Source organism: Aquincola tertiaricarbonis (assembly GCF_023573145.1).
In the GTDB taxonomy this organism is placed as follows: Bacteria; Pseudomonadota; Gammaproteobacteria; order Burkholderiales; family Burkholderiaceae_C; genus Aquincola; species Aquincola tertiaricarbonis_B.
Genome location: NZ_CP097636.1, coordinates 3,353,804 through 3,374,447 on the forward strand (window position 1 = coordinate 3,353,804; position 20,644 = coordinate 3,374,447).

Consider the following 20,644-nt stretch of genomic DNA (forward strand, 5'->3'; position numbering starts at 1 on the left):
AGAGGCGGGTTCAGCAGGGGGTCGGCGTGGTCAGAAGGCGGCCGGTGTGGACGCATCGGTGCCACTGTCGCGGTCTTCGCGCAGCAGCTGGTAGCCGGGCACATTGTCCTTCAAGACCTTCAGCGGGTTGGAACCGAGGCGTGACAGTCCCACCAGCTCCAGCTGCACCAGCAGCCGTGTGGTGGCTTCGCTGCGGCCGGTGGACAGGCGCTCGGCCACCACACGCCCGATCCAGCAGCCGGCGTCGTACTCCATGCCGACGATGGAGTCGGTGACGCGGCTGTCGCGCAGGCTGTAGTTGAGGCGGCCCACGCCATACAGCGTGCCGCTGCAGGCACCGGCATTGGCGCGCACCTGCTCGGCACTGCGGCGGTACAGCGGCCACTGCCAGCCCAGCTCGAGCTGTTCACTCAGGTTGCGGGTGAGGCGGTAGCTGGCGCTCAGCGTGCGGAAGGGACCCGGCGAGTAGCGGGTGGACAGCAGGGAACGCACGGCGCGCCTGCTTTCGGGGTTGTACTGCACGGCGCCGTCCACCGCCCAGCGGGGCGACAGCGCGGCAGAACCGAACAGCAACAGATCGGACAGGCGCTGGGTGTCGGGTGCGCCCTCAGGCACCGAATCGATGTTGGGCGTGCCGTCGGGGTTGGCCACGACGCGCTGGTCCCGGAACTGGAGCCGCTGCGCGACGCCCAGGCGCAGCTTCTCGACGCCGGTAGTGGCGTCCAGCAGGCGGGTGGTGACGCCGGCCGTCAAGGTGTTGCGGTCGGAAACGCGGTCAACCCCGGAGAACTCGTTCTCGCTGTACACCGAGACGGCGTTGAAGTCCTTGCCCCAGGCATCGAAGTTGGGCGTGTTGCGCTGCTCACGGTAGGGCGTGTTGACGTACAGCAGCCGCGGCTCCAGCGTCTGGCGGGTGGCCTGACCGAACCAGGTGGCCTGGCGCTCGAACACCATGCCACCGTCGACGCTGACGGTGGGGATGGTGCGCGAGTGGTTGTCGTACAGGCCACCGGCCGAGCGGTCGATCTGGTACTGCGCCGCATTGACCGACGCCTTGGGCACCAGCCACCAGCCCGGGCCGCGCCAGGGCCGGCTGATGCTGCCCAGCGCATGCAGCCGGGTGCCGGTGGGCAGCAGGTCGAGCTGGCCGTTGGTGGGCCGGGTGAAGTGATTGATCTCGGTCTCGAAAGCCGTCTCGAAGCCGCCACCCAGCACGCTGGTGCCACGCAGACCCAGCTGCGGGCTGCGCTGGTAAGGCGCCACGATGCGGGCATCGTCCTGCTGCAGCACCTGCCACTGCTGCACCCGTGCGTAGGCCGTGGCGTCGATGCCGTTCCAGCGGAAGCTGCGGTCGGCCTGCAGGTCGGTGGACAGCAGTCGCGGCGTCCAGGAGCTGGCCTGGCTGGAAAAATCCTTCCAGTAGTCGTCGTCGGACACCCGCACGCTGCGCAGCGAGTAGTGGATGCCCTGCGGCGCATCGCCCTCATGGAACAGGCGGATGGCGTGGCGCGCGGTGTTGGTCACGCGGTCGTCGGGCAGCGCATGCAGGTTCAGCTCGCCGCGGAAGCTGGGCTCGAGGTAGCGGAACTGGGCCTCGGCCGAGAAGCCGCGCCGCGTCATCACCGTGGGGGTGATGGTGGCGTCGCGGTTGGGCGCGATGTTCCAGTAGTAGGGCACGCCCAGGCCCAGGCCGCTCTTGTTGTCCACGTCCAGCGAAGGCGGCAGCCAGCCCGACTTGCGCTCGTCGGTCAGCGGAAAGCTCAGCTTCGGCGCGGCCAGGATGGGCACACCATAAAAGCGCAGCACGCCGCCTTCGGCCACGCCTTCATTGGCCTCGCGGTCGAGCTTGATGCGGTCGGCACCCAGCAGCCAGGCCGGCGTGCCGCTGCCGTCGGCCCCGCAGGACGAATACGTGGCGCCCCACAGCTGCGAGCGCTGGTCGTCGATGAAGTCGATGCGGTCGGCCTTGCCGCCGGCCCCGGTGGAGGGAAAGAAGTACTCGGGCTGCAGGAAGTAGCCCTCGAAGCGCTGCAGCTGGATCTGCAGCTCGGGGCCGCTGAAGCGGTCTTCGCCGCGGGTGATGCGAACGTTGCCCTGTGCCTTGGCCAGGTCGCCCACGCTGTCGTAGCTGAGCTTGTCGGCGCGGATGGTCAGCGGGCCGCGCTGCAGCTCGGCATTGCCTTCGGCGACGGCGTCGAGGTCGGGACGGCCGCTGATGCGGTCGGCCTGCAGCAGCACCGGCTGGCCGGCGGGCGAAGAAGCGGGATTGGCGGGGGCAGCGGGCGCGGAGGCCGCCGGAGATGGCGCAGAGGCCGCCGGGGCGGCAGCAGGCGCAGGCTGGGCCCCCGCCTGCGCGCAGCAAAGAGCGGCGGCCATGGCCAGCGGGGTGGGCATGCAGGCGCGCAGCCAGGCCAGGTGCGAAGGGTTGGGGCGCGTCAAAGGCAACTCGGGGACAACGGCGGCTGGAACGTCCGGCGGGTGGGCCGCACCACCCCGGCGGGGCGGCGCACGGCCGCATCGGCGACACCGGGGCGATTTGTAGAATCGATTATGACCGCGCCTTCCTCGTCCGACATCGCCTGGCCCAGCGCCGAGCGCCAGGCCCAGTTCCAGCAATGGCTGGCACCGCTGGCCGCGCAACATGGGCTGGCCGTGTCCACCCTGCGGCCGGCCTCGGCCGACGCCAGCTTCCGCCGCTACTTCCGCATCGATGCCGACGGGCACCGCAGCTTCGTGGTGATGGACGCGCCGCCGCCGCAGGAAGACGTGCGGCCGTTCGTGAACATCGCGGCGCGCATCCACCAGGCCGGCCTGCATGCGCCGCAGGTGCTGGCGGCCGACGAAGCACGCGGCTTCCTGCTGCTCACCGACCTGGGCAGCCAGCTCTACCTGCAGGCGCTGAAGGACGGCGGCCCGCAGCAGATCGACCAGCTGATGCGCCAGGCCATCAAGGCCCTGGTGCACTGGCAGCAGCATGTGGACGCCAGCGGCCTGCCCGTCTACGACGAGGCGCTGCTGCAGCGCGAGATGGCGCTGTTCCCCGAATGGTGCGTGGCCAGGGAATTCGGCGTCACCTGGGGCGAGACGGAGCACAAGCACTGGGCCCACATCACCCGCCGCCTGGCCGACAGCGCGCTGGCGCAGCCGCAGGTGACGGTGCACCGTGACTGGATGCCGCGCAACCTGATGGTGTGCGACCCCAACCCCGGCATCCTCGACTTCCAGGACGCGGTGCGCGGACCGCTGACCTACGACGTGGCCTCGATGCTGCGCGACGCCTTCCTGAGCTGGGAGGAAGAGCGCGAGATCGACTGGGCCGCGCGCTACTGGGAACAGGCCCGCAAGGCCGGCCTGCCGGTGCCCGACGACTTCGGCGAGTTCTGGCGCCAGGTGGAATGGATGGGGCTGCAGCGCCACCTGAAGGTGCTGGGCATCTTCTGCCGCCTCAAGCACCGCGACGGCAAGCCCAGGTACGCCGAGGACTTGCCGCGCTTCTTCGCCTATGCCACCAAGGTGGCGCGGCGCTACCGCGAGCTGGGCCCGCTGCTGCCGCTGATCGAGCCGCTGTCAGGCATGCGCGGCGAGATCGCCTATTCGTTGCGCTGAGGCAGCCGAACCCTCGCAATCCAGCGTCGGGCAGCCCGCGGCCTCCAGCCAGGGGTCGCGGTCTTCGCCGCCGAAGCTGCTGACCAGGAACTCCAGCAGGGCCCGCGTGCGCGCCGGCACATGCTTGCGCGAAGGCATGCAGGCCCACAGCGTGAAGGTGAACAGCTGCCATTCGGGCAGCACCCGCTCCAGCGCCTGCTCCACCAGCGCATCACCGGCGATGAAGGACGGCAGCCCGGCGATGCCCAGGCCCGCCAGTGCGCCGGCGTAGTTCACGTCGGTGTTGAGCGAGCTCATCGGCGAAGGGCCGGGCCGCACCAGCGACACCGCCTCGGCCTCGGGCTCGCCTTCGCTCCACACGCCGCGGTAGAAGGTCAGGCCGTTCTGCATCTCCGAGACCGGCGGGATCAGGATCTTGTGCGTGCTCAGCTCGCGCGGGTGGCTGGGCCGGCCGTGCAGGTCCAGGTACTCGGGCGCGGCGCACAGCACCACCTCGCTGCGGGCGAGCCGGCGGGCGACGAATTCGCCGTCCAGCGGACCGCGCTTCCACAGGATGGTGATGTCCTGCGAATCGTCGATGTCGTCCACCGCGCCGAAGGCGTTGATCTCCACCGTGACATGCGGGTACTGCTTGTGGAAGGCCGGCAGCAACTGCGCCACGCGGTGCACCGCAAAGGCTGGCGGCACGCGCAGCCGCACCACGCCTCGGGCCTCGCGCTGGGCGCTGCTGGCCAGGGCCTCGGCCTCTTCCACCTCGGTCAGGATCATCCGCGCACGCTCCAGGTACTGCTCGCCGATCTCGGTGAGCGCGATGCGGCGTGTGGTGCGGTTGATCAGCCGGGTGCCCAGGTGGCCCTCCAGCTCGGCGACGACGCGGGTGACGACCGCCGGCGCCACGTCCAGCGAACGGGCGGCGCCGGCAAAGCTGCCTTCGTCGATGACGCGCACGAAGGTGCGCATGGCTTTGAACTGGTCCATGGCGCGCATTGTTGGCGCAAACCAGGATGGACCACCACCGGCAGGGGTCAATCGGCCCCGCCGGGGGCTCGGGTTACAGCTGTTGCCTGCCGCCTGTGTTCAGCGGACAAAAGCCGCGCCGGCGCGGCGGCGGCCGAACACGGCCAGACCGGCCAGGCCCAGGCCGAACATCGCCCAGGTGCCGGGTTCGGGCACCGCGGCGGCCAGGAACTCGGTGCGAGCGGCCAGCGCCTTGTCGGTGTAGTTGCTGAACACGCCGTCGATGCCGTAGCCGTACCACTGCAGGTACTGGTCCTTGGCGGTGTCGTCGAACTTGCTGAAGGTGTAGCCGTGCACCTTCAGCTGGTTGGCATGCGCCGCCTCGATGAAGCTCTGGCCCATGCCGCTGCTGGTGATGGACACACCCACGCCATCCGCGTACTGGGCGATGTTGGCCAGGCCCAGGTTGTTGATGGCGTTGGCGCTGCCCAGCACCACCAGCTGGAAGTCCACGCCCAGCGCCTGCTGCTTGGCATGGATGCTCTTGACGGTGTCGGCGCTGAAGGACTGGATGAAGACCTTGTCGCTGCCCTTGTAGCCATTGGCCACCAAGGTGCTGAGGATCAGGTCCTCCATCAGCGGATCGGCTTGCTTGGCCTCGGGGTACAGGCCGATCTGGCGGCCGGTGAGCGCGCTCTGCGACTTCGCCAGGTCGATCACTTCCTGGAAGGTGGGCACGCGGTACGGATCGGCCGAGCTGGGCGTGAAGCCCTGGTAGCTGGTGGCGGCCAGGCCGCCGGTAGGCTTGACGGTCAGGGTCTTGATCTCGGCCAGCGTGAACTCGGAGACGTTGTAGCCGCCATTGCGCTTGGCGTACAGATCGGCCACGTTGGTGGTGCGCAGCAGCGAGGTGTCGTGCATGGCCACCAGCTGGCCGTCCTTGGTGAGCTGCAGGTCGGGCTCGATGTAGTCGGCGCCCATCTTCACCGCCAGCTCATAGCCGCCTAACGTGTGCTCGGGCAGGTAGCCGCTGGCGCCACGGTGGGCGATGACCAACGGGGCCTTGCCGTCGAGCGTGTTGAGCGCGGCCTGCGCAGCCAGCGGCGCGGCCAGCGTGGCGGCCGCCAGGGCCAGGGCGGCCAGGGGATGGGCCTTGAACATGTCTTACTCCTCGGTACTACTTGTAGGAGCGTGAACTATCGCGTCGGCCTGTGACGCACGCGTTAAATTTTGCAATCCCTAACACCGCCCTGCCCCGGGCTGCACGCCGCTTACTTCTTGCGTGCGGCGATGGCCTGCTCGGCCTTGGTCACCAGCGGCGTGCCGATGGTGTTCTTCCACTTGTCGTACACCGGCCGGGTGGCGGCGACGAAGGCCTCACGTTCGGCGGGCGACAGGCGCGTCACCGTCACGCCCCCGGCCGCGATGTCCTTCAGCACCGCCGGGTCGGCCTCGGCCAGGCCCTTGCGCGCCAGCTCGATCTCCTGCTTGCCCGCATCGATGGCGGCCTGCTTGACGATCTCGCGATCGGCCGGCGTCCAGCTCTGCCACACGTCGCGGTTGACGACGAAGATCAGCGGATCGGCCACGTAGCCCCACATCGTCAGGTGCTTCTGGCCCACGGTGGGCAGCTTGGCGGCAGTGAAGATCGACAGCGGGTTCTCCTGCCCGTCCACCGCGCCGCTGGCCAGCGCGGGCTGCGCGTCGGCCCAGCTCATCTGCGTGGGGTTCGCGCCCAGCGCGGTGAAGGTATCGATGAACAGCGGCGAGCCCACCACGCGGATCTTCAGGCCCTTCATGTCGTCGGGCTTGCGGATGTCGCGCTTGCTGTTGCTGATCTCGCGGTAGCCGTTCTCACCCCAGGCCAGCGGCACCACGCCGGCCTTTTCCACCAGCGCGAACAGGTCCTGCCCCACCGGACCCTGGGTGATGGCGTCCATCGCCGCGTAGTCGGGCATCAGGAAGGGCAGCGAGAACAGGTTGAGTTCCTTGACCTGCGGCGACCAGTTGATGGTGCTGCCCACGGCCAGGTCGATCACACCCTGGCGGATGGCGGTGAATTCGCGCGTCTGGTCGCCCTGCACGAGCGAGGTGCCCGGGTACAGCTTGATGTTGATGCGGCCGTTGGTGCGCTGCTTCACCAGTTCGGCCCAGATCTCGCCGCCCTTGCCCCACGGAAAAGCCGTGCCCACCACGGTGGACAGCTTGTACTCGGCCTTGTAGTTCTGGGCCTGGGCGGCGGGGCCGAGCAGGCCCAGCGCAGCCACCGCCAGGGCAGACAGGGCGGCGTTCATCGCACGTCGTTTCATCGTCGTCTCCTCGTTTTGAGTGAAAGGTTCAGCCGCCGGGCCGCCCCAAGGCTGAACGCGCCCCCCCGGGGGGCAGCGAGCAAAGCGAGCTTGGGGGCCATCAATATCCCAAACGGCGAGGCAGCCACAGCGCCAGCTCGGGGAACACGATCACCAGCAGCATCACGCTGCCCATGGCGGCCAGCAGCCAGCCCACCCAGGGCACGGTCGCTTCCATGCGCACGCGGGCAATGCGGCAGGACACCATCAGGTTCACCGCCATCGGCGGCGTGAACTGGCCCAGCGCCACCTTGAGCGTGAGCAGCACGCCGAACCACACCAGGTCCCAGCGGTAGTGGTTGGCGATCGGCAGCAGCAGCGGCACGAAGATGAGGAAGATGGACACGCCGTCGAGGAACATGCCCGCGACGATCATCACCACGATCAGCAGCGCCAGCACGCCGTATTCGCCCAGGCCGGAGTTGACGATGGCGCGCGTGACCGGATCGATGATGGACAGCGTGGACAGCGCGTACGCGAAGATGCCGGCCAGCGACACCACCAGCAGGATCACGGCCGACAGCTCGGCGCCTTCCCGCAGGATGGGAAACAGGTCGCGCACACCGATCGTGCGGTGCACCACCATGCCGACGAAAAGGCCGTACACCACCGCCACCACCGCCGCCTCGGTGGGCGTGAACCAGCCCAGCCGCATGCCGCCCAGGATGAGCACCGGCGCCGCCAGGCCCCAGGCGGCCTGCAGCAGGCTGGGCCAGAACGCAGGGCGCGGCATGTGCGCCTCCAGCGTGCCCATGCCGTGCTTGCGGGCCAGCCACACCGCCGGCACCACCAGGGCGATGCCGGCCAGCACGCCCGGCACCATGCCGGCCGCGAACAGCGCCGGCACCGAGGCGCCCGGCACCATCACCGAATAGACGATGAAGGCGATGGACGGCGGAATGAGGATGTCGGTGGCCGCCGCCGCGCCCACGATCGAGGCCGAGTACGCGGGCGGGTAGCCGGCGCGGTTCATCGCCGCGATCATCACCGCGCCCACCGCCGCCGCATTGGCCGGGCCCGAGCCCGAGATGCCGCCCAGGAACATGGCCACCGCGATGGCCACCAGCGGCAGCATGCCCGGCCCGCGGCCGACGATGGCCACCGCGAAGTTGACCAGCCGCTGCGCCACGCCGGAGCGGTCGAAGATGGAACCCACCAGCACGAACATCGGGATGGCCAGCAGCGGGTACTTGGAAAGGCCGGCATAGAAGTTCTGCGGCACGGCCAGCAGGCCGAACATCATCGTGTCCGGGTTGGCCAGGCCGATGGCCAGCGAGCCGCCCAGGGCCAGCGCCACGCCGATGGGCACGCCCAGCAGCATGAGGCCGATGAACAGCAGGAACAGCGCGGCCGCGATCATCGGGCGCCCAGCCGCCGGTACAGGCCCAGGGCGCGGCCGGCGATGGCCAGCGACAGCAACGGCAGCCAGATCGAGAACCACCACGAGGGCAGGCCGATGGCGGGCGTGGTTTCGCCGTAGCGGAACTCGTCCCACACCATGCGCACGCTCAGGCCCCCCAGCAGCAGGAAAAAGCCGCTGGTGCACAGCGCGCCGAAGCGCCGCAGCCGCAGGCGGCGCACATCGCTGCCCACTTCCAGCAGGTACTCGATCTTGATGTGCCGGTCGCGCGCCACGGCGGCGCAGCCGCCGACCAGCGTCATCACGATCATCAGGAAGACCGAGATCTCCTCGGTCCAGGCAAAGGACTGGTTGCTGAAGTAGCGCACCACCACGTTGGCGAAGGTGATGAGCACCAGCGCGGCCATGAGGAGCACGGCGCACCAGTCTTCCAGGGCCAGGGGGACTTTGACGGGCGCCACCCCATCTTCCGGCGAACTTGTCTCCATTGGCAGTCTTGTTCTTTGAAAGGGACAGTTTATCGGCGGCAGGTCATCCGTCGAAATGGGGATGCCGCCCCCCGGAGACCGCGCCACGATGCAGCACCATGACTGCCATGCCACTCGATCAAGCACCACGACGCAGGCGTCGCGCGATCCTGGTCGTGGATGTGGTCGAGTCTGTACGGCTCATGCGCTTGCACGAGGATGCGTTCATAGGCCGCTGGCGCCGTTTCACCCGGGAAGTGCAAGTGGAACTGCTACCTGCACACGGCGGCCGGCTGGTCAAAAGCCTGGGTGACGGCATGCTGCTGGATTTCAGGGATGCGCACGCAGCATTGGCTGCTGGGCTGGCCCTGCGCGATTTCGTCGAACGTCACCGCGGCGGAGCGCAAGACCCAGTGGCCTTCGCGCTGCGTATGGGCTTGCATGTGGCCGAGGTGATCGTGGACGAGCTGGACATCTACGGCTCCGGGGTCAACCTGGCTGCCCGCTTGGCCGAGCTGAGTCGACCGGGCGACATCACCATTTCCCCGGAAGCACGCGACGAGTGCGTCGACGGTCTGGACGCGGTGTTCGAAGACCTTGGAGAGGTTTATCTCAAACACATCGACGAGCCAGTGCATGCAATCAGGGTTCACGCCGGCTCGCTGCACCCGGGCATGATCCAGTCCCGTGCCTGGCCCGTCGATCGACTCGACGGTGCCCTGGCGAGCGTAGCGGTGATGCCGTTCGGCGGTTTGACCGCCGACTCACCCATGGGTGAGTTGATTGCCGACAGCGTGATCGCGCACCTGTCTCGCAGCGACAGCCTGCGTGTCATCTCCAGGCTGTCATCGTCGGCACTGGCGACGAGATCGCTCAGCAGCGGCAAGATCGGCGAACTACTGGGTTGCGACCACCTGCTTGCCGGCCGTTGCCTGGCGGTCGGTAGCCGGCGCCTGATAACCGCGGAACTCACCATCGCGGCCACTGGCGAAGTCCTTTGGGCCGACCGGATCGAGTCGAGTGAGGAAGAACTCCTGTCTCCCGATGACCCGGTGACCCGTGAGATCGCCTGGCAAGCTGTGCGCGCGATTCTGGAGCGCAGCCTTCGCCATGCCGTGAATACGCCACTGCCGTCGCTGCAGGACTTCTCTCTGCTGCTGTCCGGCATGTCGCTGATGCACCGATCGCCGCCGCGTGACTTCGAACGTGCAGGCGAGGTCCTGCAACACCTCGTGGGCCGCCGGCCACGGGCCGCGCAGCCGTGGGCCCTGCTGGCGCAATGGCGTGTCTTGCGGGTGACGCGCGGCCTGTGCGACGACACGGCGGCAGAGGCGCGGCATGCGCTGGATCACACGCGCCGCGCGGTGGAATGCGATGCCGAAAATGCCCTGGCACCTGCGGTGGAAGGGTTTGTCCACTGTCATCTGCTCAAAGACCTTGCCGGGGCGCAGTCACGCCTGGACCGCGCGCTGGCCATCAAGCCCAATGAACCCCTCGCCTGGCTGTTCCAGTGCGTGGTGGACGGCTTCCGCGGCGATGGCGAGCGGGCGTGGAACAGCGCGCGGCGCGCCATCTCGCTGTCACCGCTGGACCCGATGCGGCCGTATTTCGATGGGCTTGCCGCCAGTGCGGCATTGGCGGCGGGTCTCCTGGACGACGCGGTGATGTTGGCAGAGCGCTCCTTGCGGCTCAATCGCAATCATCTGCCGACACTTCGCGCGCTTGCCATCGCACGGGTGGAGCGAGGCGAACTGGCGCTGGCCCGTGAACTGGGTTCGCGGGTGGTGGCGCTCGATCCGGATTTCAGTCTTCGCACCTACATGAGCGGCGCTCCGCGAGGCGCGGCCGCCTCCACACGCGAGCGCTACAGCATGGCGTTGCGGGCCGCTGGCTTGCCGCCCTGACACGCACAACAGGGGAGCATCGACATGGCTTTGCAATCGGGTTTGCTTGGCGGCTCGGCGGGCGGATCCGCCGGCGGGTCGGCGGGAGGGCCTGCAGGCGGATCGGCCGGGGGGTCGGCTGGTGGGTCCGCAGGCGGCTCGGTGTACGCGGATCAGTTCGCCAACACGCTGTTCTGCGAGGCGCTGACGCGCACTCGCGGTGCGGTGATCGACATGGAGGAGAGCATCCCTCAGTGGGAGATGGGAGAGCCCTTCCCCGATCTCGAACGACGTCTCCTGCGCTGGGATCCGTGGGTGCGCTCCTACCTCGTGGCGCAGGAACTGGTCAGCCGCGTGCGATTCAAGCTGCACCCGACCATCGCGGGCCACGTGACGGCGCAATTCCTGGACGACGGCCTGGACGGCTTCGTGGACGGCGTCACGCTGATTCGGCCGACCACCAAGACGTTTGGTGAGCAGATCAGCCTGGTGCTCTCGTACGCAGAACTGCGTGAGGAGCGAACGTCGGAGATCCTTGCGCAGATAGAGCAACACCACGCGTTCTGGAATGCGCTGGTACCCATCCAGGCCGACCGGCTACGCCACACTCGTGAGCTGCTGGAAGCGGCGATTCAGTTCGCCGTGTACATCGAAATGAAGTTCAAGCATGAGCTGGCGTGCTGGCGGCCCTGCGACTACTCGGCTCAGGTGCAGCCGATGCTCACCACACCCGGCCATGGCTCACTCCCCAGCGGCCATTGCACCCAGGCCTACGTCGTCGCCGAAGTGCTCAAGGCATTGCTCAACACCATGCAGCAAGGACCCGGCTACCGCACCTTCAATGCGCAGTTGCACCGGCTGGCCGCCCGCATCGCCACCAATCGCGTCATTGCCGGCGTGCACTTCCCGGTGGACAACGTGGCCGGGCGGCTGCTGGGCACCGTGCTGGGCGAGTACTTCTGCTTTCTTTGCGGTGGACGAGGTCCCGGCTCGGCGCCGAGCAAGAGCGTGCCGCCTTGGCGGGCCGGACGCTTCGACGGCACAAAATTCTCTGGACACACGGACTTCGATCCGTTCGCTCAGCCATTGAGGGCCAAGGAGGGCGGAGCGCCCAAGCCCGCGTTTTACGAGTTTGGCCCTCCCAAATTCCGCGCTCCGAAGGAAGGCAGTGGCCAGCACAGCCCTGGCTATGACGGCACTGGCGAAGCTTTCGAACCGAAAGCTCGCTCCGATCTGATGCACACCTTGTGGCAACGCGCGCTTAAAGAGTGCGATGGCCTAGGCCTGGTGTACGCATGAGCGCACCGGCCTGGAAACAACTGGTTCCTGGGTCGTGGGGCAGTAATCCCGCGAGGCCTGGCGCAGATCCACTGCTGTTGCTCGCAGACAGCACCCGATGCCAGGACTTCGTACGCCGCGGGTCAGCCGCACCTGGCCTGATACCTCTGCTGTGCGAGTTGAAGAAGCCAGACGCCATCCGCAAGTTCGCGCAGGAGATCGCAAGGGCAGGAGGCGGCTGGATCACCCCGGCGTACCCCCGCACGCCTGGGCATGCCACCGCCTTCTGCACCGCCCACTTGACGCCGGATTACCTCAGCGCCATTCACGCAGGCCGGGCTGGTCGGATGCTGCGCCGCTTCGAACTTCAGCTCCCCGTGATCCCCCAGCGACCGAGTCCGGCCACATCCCAAGCACCGCGCCCACCAGATGGCCAGCAACCCTCGCGCCCGCAAGCAAGTGCCGAGCTTATCGGCGTGATCGATAGCGGCTGCCCCTTTGCCCATGCCAATCTGCGCAGGCTGGGGGGTGGCACCCGGGTGCTGGCGCTTTGGAGCCAGGACGATGTTCCGGTTTTTGGCGCCAACGGTCAGTGCCCTGCCGACTTTGGTTATGGCACTGAAGTGCACCGGGACAGCATGGACGCGTGGATGGCCGACAGTGTGGGCAGCCTCGTGGTGAACGAGGACATCTGCTATGTCCGCGCAGGCCTGCACGGTTTGCGCCGCCGGATGTCGCACGGCGGCGCCGTGCTGGACCTGGTGGCAGGCAATCGCCCCCTGCACGCGCGACTACCGGCGGGAGACGATCGCCCTCCTTCGTGGGAGCGAGCCGCCGACGCAGCCAGCAAGGCCGATGTCGTGTTCGTCGACCTCCCGCGCGACAGTGTTCAGGATTCCTCCAGCGGGGGACTCGGACGTTGGCTGCTGGACGGGCTGAGATACATCTGCAGCTGTGCGGGTCCGGGGACGCAACGCATCGTGATCAACATCAGCAACGGCACCAGCCGCAGTACCCACGATGGGAGTTCCCTGATTGAAACCGCCATGCAGGATCTCATCCAGGAACAGAAGCGGCGCGGCCGGGAACTGCATATCGTGGTGGCTGCCGGCAACGCGCGCGACGAGGAGACCCATGCCCAGTTGGACGGACTGAAAGTCGGGATGCCGGTCGATTTGCAGGTGCAGGTCCCACCCGCCTGCGAAGCGCCGACGTGGATCACCGTGAGGGTACCCGCGGGCCATGCGGACCATTTGAGTTTGGGTCTGACCGGCCCACGTGGGACGGACCCCTTGCAAAAGCTCAAGGCCGGCGAACAGGCGAGCCTGCTGAACGGCTCCACCCACTTGGCTGCCATTGTGTTTCCCAGACCTTTGGACGACGTCTCTTCAAGCATGGCGTTGATCTACATCGGTCCCACTGAAACCGGTGGACGCGCACCTCGCCCATCACACGGCGTATGGACCATGAGGGTGCAGGCCACTGTCGACTGCATGCCGCCGGTGGATCTTTTCATCAGCCGCAACCAGACCAACCCGGGCGCGTTGGTGCGCGGTCGCCAGGCCCGCTTCATCAGCCACTACGAAGGCTATTCGCCGGACCGCTGGCGCAGAGCTGCGGAGCAGGACTGTGCGCCGCCGAGGTCCCCTGTTCGCCGCTCGACCACGCTGAACGGGCTCGCAACTTCTTCTGCATCTTGCGGACTGGTGGTGGTCGGCAGCAGGTTCTTGCGGGCAAACGGCGTGGCGTGCGTGAGCCCCTACAGCGCCATGGGGCCTTCCGCCGGCCCATACGGCGCGCCCTCGCGCGAAGATGTCGACCACCTCGCGCCCACCGACATGTACCGCGGCCTACCGGGGATCAGGGTCGCCGGCAACAGGTCCGGCACCGTCGTGCGCGTCAACGGCACCAGCTTCGCCGCGCCGCAGGTCGCGCGCCAGCTGATCAATCAGCCGCTGCACATCACGGACACGCCGCCATCACCTGCGCCACCGCCGCCGTGAGCTTCTTGCCATAGGGTACGTGCAGGAACTCGTTAGGGCCGTGGGCGTTGCTCTTGGGGCCCAGCACGCCGCAGACCATCATCTGGGCCTTGGGGAAGCCCTGCTGCAGCATGCTCATCAGCGGGATGGTGCCGCCCTGCCCCACGAAGCCCACCGGCGCATTGAACTGGGCCAGCGACGCGCTGTTCAGTGCGTCGTACAGCCAGGGCGACAGCTCGGGCGCATTCCAGCCGTTGGCCCCATAGGCCCCTGCGCGGCCATCGGGCTGGAACGTCACCTTGGCGTTGTAGGGCGCGTTGTCTTCCAGCAGCGCCTTGAGCTTGAGCGCCGCCTCGTTGCCGTCCACCAGCGGCGGCAGCCGCAGGCTGAGCTTGAAGGCGGTGTAGGGCCGCAGCACGTTGCCGGCGTTCTTCAGCTCCGGAAAGCCGTCCACGCCCACCACCGACAGCGTCGGCTTCCAGGTGCGGTTGAGCAGCGCCTGCACCGGCTCGGTCGTGGTGGGCAGCGTGGGGCTGCCCTCGGCACCGCAGGCCCAGGGGAAGCGCTTCCACACCTCGTCCTTCAGGATGGCGGCGGTGGCCTTCGCCTGCTCGATGCGCGAAGCCGGAATCTCGCAATGGAAGCTCTGCGGCAGCAAGTCGCCCGTGCGGCTGTCTTCCAGCCGGTCCAGCACCTGACGCAGGATGCGGAAGCTGGACGGCACCAGGCCGCTGGCGTCGCCGGAGTGCACGCCCTCGGTCAGCACCTCCACCTTCAGCACGCCGCTGACCATGCCGCGCAGGCTGGTGGTCAGCCACAGCTGCTCGTAGTTGCCGGCGCCGGAATCGAGGCACACCACCAGGCCGACGTCGCCCAGTCGCGGCCGCAGCACGTCGAGGTAGGCCGGCAGGTCAAAGGAGCCGCTCTCTTCGCAGGCTTCGATGATGCCGACGCAGCGCGGCCGCGGAATGCCCTGGCGGTCCAGCGCCATGATGGCGGTGAGCGAGGCGTACACCGCATAACCGTCGTCGGCACCGCCGCGGCCGTACAGCAGGCCGTCTTCGTACTTGGGCGTCCATGGGCCCAGGTCGTTGCGCCAGCCGCTGAATTCGGGCTGCTTGTCCAGGTGGCCGTAGAGCACGATGGTGTCGGTGCTGCCGGCCTTGGTGGCGGGCGCCTCGAAGAAGATCACCGGCGTGCGGCCTTCCAGGCGCACGATCTCCAGCGTCAGGCCCGGCACGCGGCGGCTTTCCACCCATTCGGCGGCCTCGCGCATCACCTGCTCGATGTGGCCGTTCTTCTGCCAGTCGGCGTCGAACATCGGGCTCTTGCACGGGATGCCGATGTAGCGGGTGACGGCCGGCACGATCTCCTCGTCCCACATGCGGGCGGCGAATTCGCCCAGGGCCGTGGATTCATCCGGTTGCAAGGGCAGGTTCGGGTCGCGGGCATTCATGGCGGGTCCTTCGGCGGAGGGTTCGGCGGATGGCGATGCAGACCAGTTTAGGCCGGCCGCAAAGCACCCGGCGCCGTCTCGGTGGCGGCCGGCTGCCACTGGCCCTGCAAGCCCTGCAGCCCACGCTGCAGCGCCTGCAGCACGGCCCGGCCATCGGCGCCGGGCTCGTTGAAGATCTCGTGCAGGCACTGATCGAAGCAGCGGCTGCTGACCCAGCGCTGCGGCGCGCGGGCGGCGAAGTCGGCGCTGCCCTCGGGGTCGACACAGCGGTCGGTGCCGGCATACAGCAGCAGCGTGGGCAGCTGCCAGCGCGGCGCCTGCAGCCGCACCAGCACGCCGGCATCGACGATGAATCGCACCAGCCGAGGCGTGATGCGGTCGTGCACCAGCGGGTCGGCCCGGTACGCGGCCACCGCGGCCGGGTTGCGGCTCAGCCACTCGGCGCGCAGGCCGTTGTGCAGCGCCTGGTCGGGCCGCAGCGACACCATCACCCGCAGCAGCCCGCGCATCAGGCCGTTGAGGCCGGCGTCCAGCGCGGGCGATGACAGCACCAGCCCATCCACCGGGCGGAACCAGGCCGCCGGCTGCGGCGCCAGCGCCTCGGCCGCGTAGCGGGCGGCCACCACACCACCCATGCTGTGGCCCAGCAGCACCAGCGGCCCCGGCAGCTGGGTGCGCACATGGTCCACCAGCAGGCCCAGGTCGGCCAGCAGGCTGTGCGGCGCGGCCACGTGGCCACGCGCCCCGCCCGAAGCGCCATGGCCGCGCTGGTCGTAGCCCATCACATGCCAGCCCTGGCGGTTGAGGTCGTGGGCCAGCGCGTCGTAGCGGCCGATGTGTTCGCCCAGGCCGTGCACCAGCAGCACCGTGCCGCGGGCCGGCGCCGAAGCGGACCAGCGGCGCAGATGCAGCGGCAGTCCGTCTTCGGTGCGCATCGCAAACATGGCGGCGCAGTGTAGGCAGCCCACCGCCGCTGGCACCCCCTAGCTTGGCAAGCGGGTGTTACGTGACGGACCCACCCGCGAAGCGGTACGACACCAAGGATTCGCTGTCCGACTCCACCACCAGCGGCTTGCCGGCTGGCGGAAAGGCACGCTGCACGCAGTCGGCCCGCGGGCACACGCGGCAGCCGGGGCCGATGGGCACCACCGGCTGCGGCGCCGCCAGGTTCAGGCCGTCGGCATACACCAGCGCATGCGCATGGGCCAGCTCGCAGCCCAGACCCACCGCGAACAGCTTGCGCCGTGCCTGGTAACCGCCGCCACCGCGCTCGATGGTGCGGGCGATGCCGAAGAAGCGGGTGCCGTCCGGCATCTCGGCCACCTGGGTGAGGATGCGGCCCGGCTGGGTGAAGGCCTCGTGCACCTGCCACAGCGGGCAGGCGCCGCCATGGCGCGCGAAGTGGAAGGCGGTGGCGCTTTGCCGCTTGCTGATGTTGCCGGCCTGGTCCACCCGCACGAAGTACACCGGCACGCCACGCTCGCCGGGCCGCTGCAGCGTGCTCAGGCGGTGGCACACGGTCTCGAAGCTCACCTGGAACTGCTGGGCCAGCAGTTCGATGTCGTAGCGCACCGCCCGCGCCTGCGCCAGGAAGGCGCGGTAGGGCAGCATCAAGGCGCCCGCGAAGTAATGCGCCAGGCCCTGCACCGCCAGCGCGCGGGTGTCGGCATCGGCAAAGCTGGCGGCGGCCACCACGGTGTCGATGGCTTCGCGGCAGGCCACCAGCGCGTACTGGGTGGCCATCTGGTAGGCCTGCTGCGCATCGCTCAAGCGCGCCGGCACATGCAGCCGGCGGCGTGCGCGCTCATAGCGGCGCAGGCTGCCGTCGGCGCCCATCGCGGGTGTGGCCACCACCTCGATGCCGCACTGCTGCTGCAGCAGCGCCCGCAGCGCGGCGGCGCGCTGGCCGGGCTGCAGGTCCAGCCGCATGGCCAGGTCTTCGGCCGCACGGTCCAGCGCATCGACGTAGTTCTCCAGCCGGTTGAAGTGCTCGCGCACCGCCTCGTGCGGCGGCGGCGCGATGGGGCCGCGCAGGTGGTCGCCCCCCAGCTCACCGTAGAAGCGGTCGATGGTCTGCGCATGCTCTTCCTGCAGCCGCAGGTGGCGCTGGTGCAGCTCCAGAAAGGCCTGCACCAGCTCGGGCGCCTGCGCCACCATGCGGGCCAGCTGCGGCGCCGGTACCGGCGTGGCCAGCAGGCGACGGTCGTTCAGCGCGCCGTCCAGCTCGGCCAGCAGGCGGTGCTGCTCATGCTCGGCGAACTGCGCCGCCTCGGCGCCGAACACCTCGGCCAGCTTGAGCTGCACCGCCGCCGTCACCGGCCGCTGGTCGTTCTCGATCTGGCTGACGTAGCTGAGCGACAGGCCCAGCCGCTGCGCCAGCTGCTGCTGGCTCAGGGCCCGCTGCTCGCGCAGGCGGCGCAGGCGGGCGCCGACGAACAGCTTGCGGCCGGCGGGGATGGGCGTGGCGGCTGTCTCGGTGGGCGGAGGCATCTTCACAAGCTTCACAAAATCAGCGCGCTTTCACCACCTAGGGTTTGCACTTTTCCATTCACCGCCGCTTGAGGCTTGTGAAGTTGGTGGATAGATTCTGTGTGAAAACCGGAGACACGCATGACCACCGCCCATACCGCCACCGCCCCCTTCGTGCCGCTGCTCATCGGCGGCCGGCTGATCGAGTCGCAGACCACCCACTGGACGGACATCGTCAACCCCGCCACGCAGCAGGTGCTGGCCCGGGTGCCGATGGCCACGGTGGCCGAGGTGGACGCCGCGGTGCAGTCGGCGGCCGAGGCCTTCAAGACCTGGCGCAAGACGCCCATCGGCCAGCGTTCGCGCATCTTCCTGAAGTACCAGCAGCTGATCCGCGAGCACATGAAGGAGCTGGCGGCGATGCTGACGGCCGAGCAGGGCAAGACCCTGGCCGATGCCGAAGGCGACGTGTTCCGCGGCCTGGAGGTGGTGGAGCATGCAGCCGGCATCGGCAACCTGCAACTGGGCGAGCTGGCCAACAACGTGGCCGGCGGCGTCGACACCTACACCCTGCTGCAGCCGCTGGGCGTGTGCGCCGGCATCACGCCCTTCAACTTCCCCGCGATGATTCCGCTGTGGATGTTTCCGATGGCCATTGCCACTGGCAACACCTTCGTGCTCAAGCCCTCGGAGCAGGACCCGATGGTGACCATGCGCCTGTGCGAGCTGGCGATGGAAGCCGGCGTGCCGCCCGGCGTGCTGAACGTCGTGCACGGTGCCGAGGAGGTGGTGAACGCCATCTGCGACCACCCCACCATCAAGGCCATCAGCTTCGTGGGTTCCACCCGCGTGGGCACGCATGTGTACCAGCGTGCTTCGCTGGCCGGCAAGCGGGTGCAGTGCATGATGGGCGCCAAGAACCACGCCGTGGTGCTGCCCGATGCGCACCAGGAGCAGACCATCAACGCGCTGCTGGGCGCGGCCTTCGGCGCCGCCGGCCAGCGCTGCATGGCGGTGTCGGTGGCGGTGCTGGTGGGGGCCGCACGCCAGTGGGTGCCGGCGCTGGTGGAAAAGGCCAAGACCCTGAAGGTGGGCGCCGGCGATGCGGCCGGCACCGACGTGGGCCCGCTGATCTCCTGCGCCGCCAAGGAGCGCGTGACGCGCCTGATCGGCCGCGGCATCGAAGAAGGCGCACGGCTGGCGCTGGACGGCCGCCAGCCCACGCTGGCCAGCGGCTGCGCCGAGGGCAACTACGTGGGCCCCACCATCCTGGCCGGCGTGAAGCCGGGCATGAGCGTATACGACGAAGAGATCTTCGGCCCCGTGCTGTGCCTGGCCGAGGCCGAGACGCTGGACGACGCCATCGCGATGATCAATGCCAACCCCAACGGCAACGGCACCGCGGTGTTCACCCAGTCGGGCGCGGCGGCGCGCAAGTTCCAGGAAGAGATCGACGTCGGCCAGGTGGGCATCAACGTGCCCATCCCGGTGCCGGTGCCGCTGTTCTCGTTCAGCGGCTCGCGCGCTTCCAAGCTGGGCGACCTGGGGCCCTACGGCAAGCAGGTGGTGCTGTTCTACACGCAGACCAAGACCGTCACCGCCCGCTGGTTCGACGATGACACCAGCGGCGGCGTCAACACCACCATCAGCCTGAAGTAAGCCGCCCGCCCGGCCATGGACTTTGAACTGAACGGCGACCAGCGGGCCTTCCAGCAGACGGCCCGCGACTTTGCGCAGCAGGCCATGGCGCCGCAGGCCGCCCACTGGGACGCCGAAGGCGTGTTCCCGGTGGACGTGCTGCGCCAGGCCGGCGAGCTGGGCTTCATGGGCCTGTATGCGCCTGAAGCCAGCGGCGGCCTGGGCCTCACGCGGCTGGACGCCACGCTGGTGTTCGAGGAGCTGGCCGCGGCCTGCCCCTCCACCGCCGCGTACATCACCATCCACAACATGGTGGCCTGGATGGTGGGCCGCTTCGCGCAGCCCGAGGTGGCGCAACGCTTCGGCCCGCCGCTGGCGCGCGGCGAATGGCTGGGCTCGTACTGCCTGACCGAGCCCGGCGCGGGCTCGGACGCCGCCTCGCTGCGCACCAGCGCCCGGCGCGATGGCGAGCACTATGTGCTCAGCGGCGGCAAGGCCTTCATCTCGGGCGCCGGCGCCACCGACGTGCTGGTGGTGATGGCACGCACCGGCGGCCCCGGCGCCGCCGGCATCTCGGCCTTCGTGGTGGACGCGAAGAGCGAAGGCATCCGCTACGGCCGCAAGGAAGACAAGATGGGCTGGAACAGCCAGCCCACGCGGCAGATCGCCTTCGACGAGGTGCGGGTGCCGGCCAGCCACCTGCTGGGCGAGGCAGGTGAAGGCTTCAAGATCGCGATGAAGGGTCTGGACGGCGGGCGCATCAACATCGGCACCTGTTCCGTCGGCGCCGCGCAGGCGGCCCTGAACGCCGCGCAGCGCTACCTGCATGAGCGCCGGCAGTTCGGCCGGCCGCTGGCGGAATTCCAGGCGCTGCAGTTCAAGCTGGCCGACATGGCCACCGAGCTGGTGGCCGCCCGCCAGATGGTGCGGCTGGCCGCCAGCAAGCTGGACGCCGCCGACCCCGACGCCACCACCTACTGCGCGATGGCCAAGCGCCTGGCCACCGACCTGGGCTTCCAGGTGTGCAACGAGGCGCTGCAGCTGCACGGCGGCTATGGCTACATCCGCGAATACCCGCTGGAGCGGCTGCTGCGCGATGCACGGGTGCACCAGATTTTGGAAGGCACCAACGAGATCATGCGCGTGATCATCGCCCGCCGCATGCTGCAAGACGATGCCACCGACACGATTCGATGAACT

The 20,644-nt window shown here is 68.7% G+C and carries 15 protein-coding genes; 6 read left to right on the forward strand and 9 right to left on the reverse strand.

Annotated features, from left to right (window positions below):
- Positions 1-30: 30 nt before the first annotated feature.
- Positions 31-2,439, reverse strand: coding sequence for an LPS-assembly protein LptD (locus MW290_RS29875; protein ID WP_250197978.1), 2,409 nt, complete (start codon positions 2,437-2,439; stop codon positions 31-33).
- Between the two features lie 111 nt (positions 2,440-2,550).
- On the opposite strand from MW290_RS29875, the gene MW290_RS29880 reads away from it, so the two are divergent.
- Positions 2,551-3,606, forward strand: a complete 1,056-nt coding sequence (locus tag MW290_RS29880; RefSeq protein ID WP_250197979.1) for an aminoglycoside phosphotransferase family protein — start codon at positions 2,551-2,553, stop codon at positions 3,604-3,606.
- Here MW290_RS29880 and MW290_RS29885 read toward each other — a convergent pair.
- From MW290_RS29885 to MW290_RS29905, 5 genes are all read right to left on the reverse strand, one after another.
- Positions 3,568-4,584, reverse strand: coding sequence for a LysR family transcriptional regulator (locus tag MW290_RS29885; protein ID WP_250197980.1), 1,017 nt, complete (start codon positions 4,582-4,584; stop codon positions 3,568-3,570). The genes MW290_RS29880 and MW290_RS29885 overlap by 39 nt on opposite strands.
- A 99-nt stretch (positions 4,585-4,683) precedes the next feature.
- The gene (locus MW290_RS29890; RefSeq protein ID WP_250197981.1) at positions 4,684-5,724 is read right to left on the reverse strand and encodes a glycerophosphodiester phosphodiesterase family protein; all 1,041 of its coding nucleotides are present in this window, start codon (positions 5,722-5,724) and stop codon (positions 4,684-4,686) included.
- A gap of 110 nt (positions 5,725-5,834) precedes the next feature.
- Positions 5,835-6,872 carry a DctP family TRAP transporter solute-binding subunit gene (locus MW290_RS29895; RefSeq protein ID WP_250197982.1) on the reverse strand — a complete coding sequence of 346 codons (1,038 nt, stop codon included), beginning with the start codon at positions 6,870-6,872 and terminating at the stop codon, positions 5,835-5,837.
- A gap of 100 nt (positions 6,873-6,972) precedes the next feature.
- Positions 6,973-8,271: a TRAP transporter large permease gene (locus tag MW290_RS29900; RefSeq protein ID WP_250197983.1), complete on the reverse strand. Its 1,299-nt coding sequence runs from the start codon at positions 8,269-8,271 to the stop codon at positions 6,973-6,975.
- The gene (locus MW290_RS29905) at positions 8,268-8,759 is read right to left on the reverse strand and encodes a TRAP transporter small permease (protein ID WP_250197984.1); all 492 of its coding nucleotides are present in this window, start codon (positions 8,757-8,759) and stop codon (positions 8,268-8,270) included. The genes MW290_RS29900 and MW290_RS29905 overlap by 4 nt, the downstream gene beginning before the upstream one ends.
- A 107-nt stretch (positions 8,760-8,866) precedes the next feature.
- Between MW290_RS29905 and MW290_RS29910 the strand changes: the two genes are divergently transcribed.
- The 3 genes from MW290_RS29910 (at position 8,867) to MW290_RS29920 (ending at position 13,902) form a co-directional block, all read left to right on the forward strand.
- On the forward strand, positions 8,867-10,642 hold the full coding sequence (locus MW290_RS29910) for an adenylate/guanylate cyclase domain-containing protein (protein WP_250197985.1): 1,776 nt from the start codon (positions 8,867-8,869) through the stop codon (positions 10,640-10,642).
- Between the two features lie 24 nt (positions 10,643-10,666).
- The gene (locus MW290_RS29915; RefSeq protein ID WP_250197986.1) at positions 10,667-11,920 is read left to right on the forward strand and encodes a phosphatase PAP2 family protein; all 1,254 of its coding nucleotides are present in this window, start codon (positions 10,667-10,669) and stop codon (positions 11,918-11,920) included.
- Between the two features lie 158 nt (positions 11,921-12,078).
- A complete protein-coding gene (locus MW290_RS29920) occupies positions 12,079-13,902 on the forward strand; it encodes a S8 family serine peptidase (protein ID WP_250197987.1) in 1,824 nt (607 codons plus the stop codon).
- Here MW290_RS29920 and MW290_RS29925 read toward each other — a convergent pair.
- From MW290_RS29925 to MW290_RS29935, 3 genes are read right to left on the reverse strand one after another with little or no spacing between them, the layout of a single operon-like run.
- A complete protein-coding gene (locus tag MW290_RS29925) occupies positions 13,862-15,337 on the reverse strand; it encodes a M20 family metallopeptidase (RefSeq protein ID WP_250197988.1) in 1,476 nt (491 codons plus the stop codon). The two genes, MW290_RS29920 and MW290_RS29925, sit on opposite strands and share 41 nt — an antisense overlap.
- A gap of 47 nt (positions 15,338-15,384) precedes the next feature.
- A complete protein-coding gene (locus MW290_RS29930; RefSeq protein WP_250197989.1) occupies positions 15,385-16,281 on the reverse strand; it encodes an alpha/beta hydrolase in 897 nt (298 codons plus the stop codon).
- A gap of 58 nt (positions 16,282-16,339) precedes the next feature.
- Complete coding sequence (locus MW290_RS29935; protein ID WP_250197990.1) at positions 16,340-17,827, reverse strand: short-chain fatty acyl-CoA regulator family protein; 1,488 nt, start codon at positions 17,825-17,827, stop codon at positions 16,340-16,342.
- A gap of 120 nt (positions 17,828-17,947) precedes the next feature.
- On the opposite strand from MW290_RS29935, the gene MW290_RS29940 reads away from it, so the two are divergent.
- Both MW290_RS29940 and MW290_RS29945 read left to right on the forward strand, forming a co-directional pair.
- The gene (locus MW290_RS29940; protein ID WP_250197991.1) at positions 17,948-19,465 is read left to right on the forward strand and encodes a CoA-acylating methylmalonate-semialdehyde dehydrogenase; all 1,518 of its coding nucleotides are present in this window, start codon (positions 17,948-17,950) and stop codon (positions 19,463-19,465) included.
- Between the two features lie 15 nt (positions 19,466-19,480).
- Positions 19,481-20,641 (forward strand): acyl-CoA dehydrogenase family protein, encoded by a 1,161-nt coding sequence (locus MW290_RS29945; RefSeq protein ID WP_250197992.1) that lies wholly within the window; start codon positions 19,481-19,483, stop codon positions 20,639-20,641.
- The last annotated feature ends 3 nt before the right edge of the window (positions 20,642-20,644 follow it).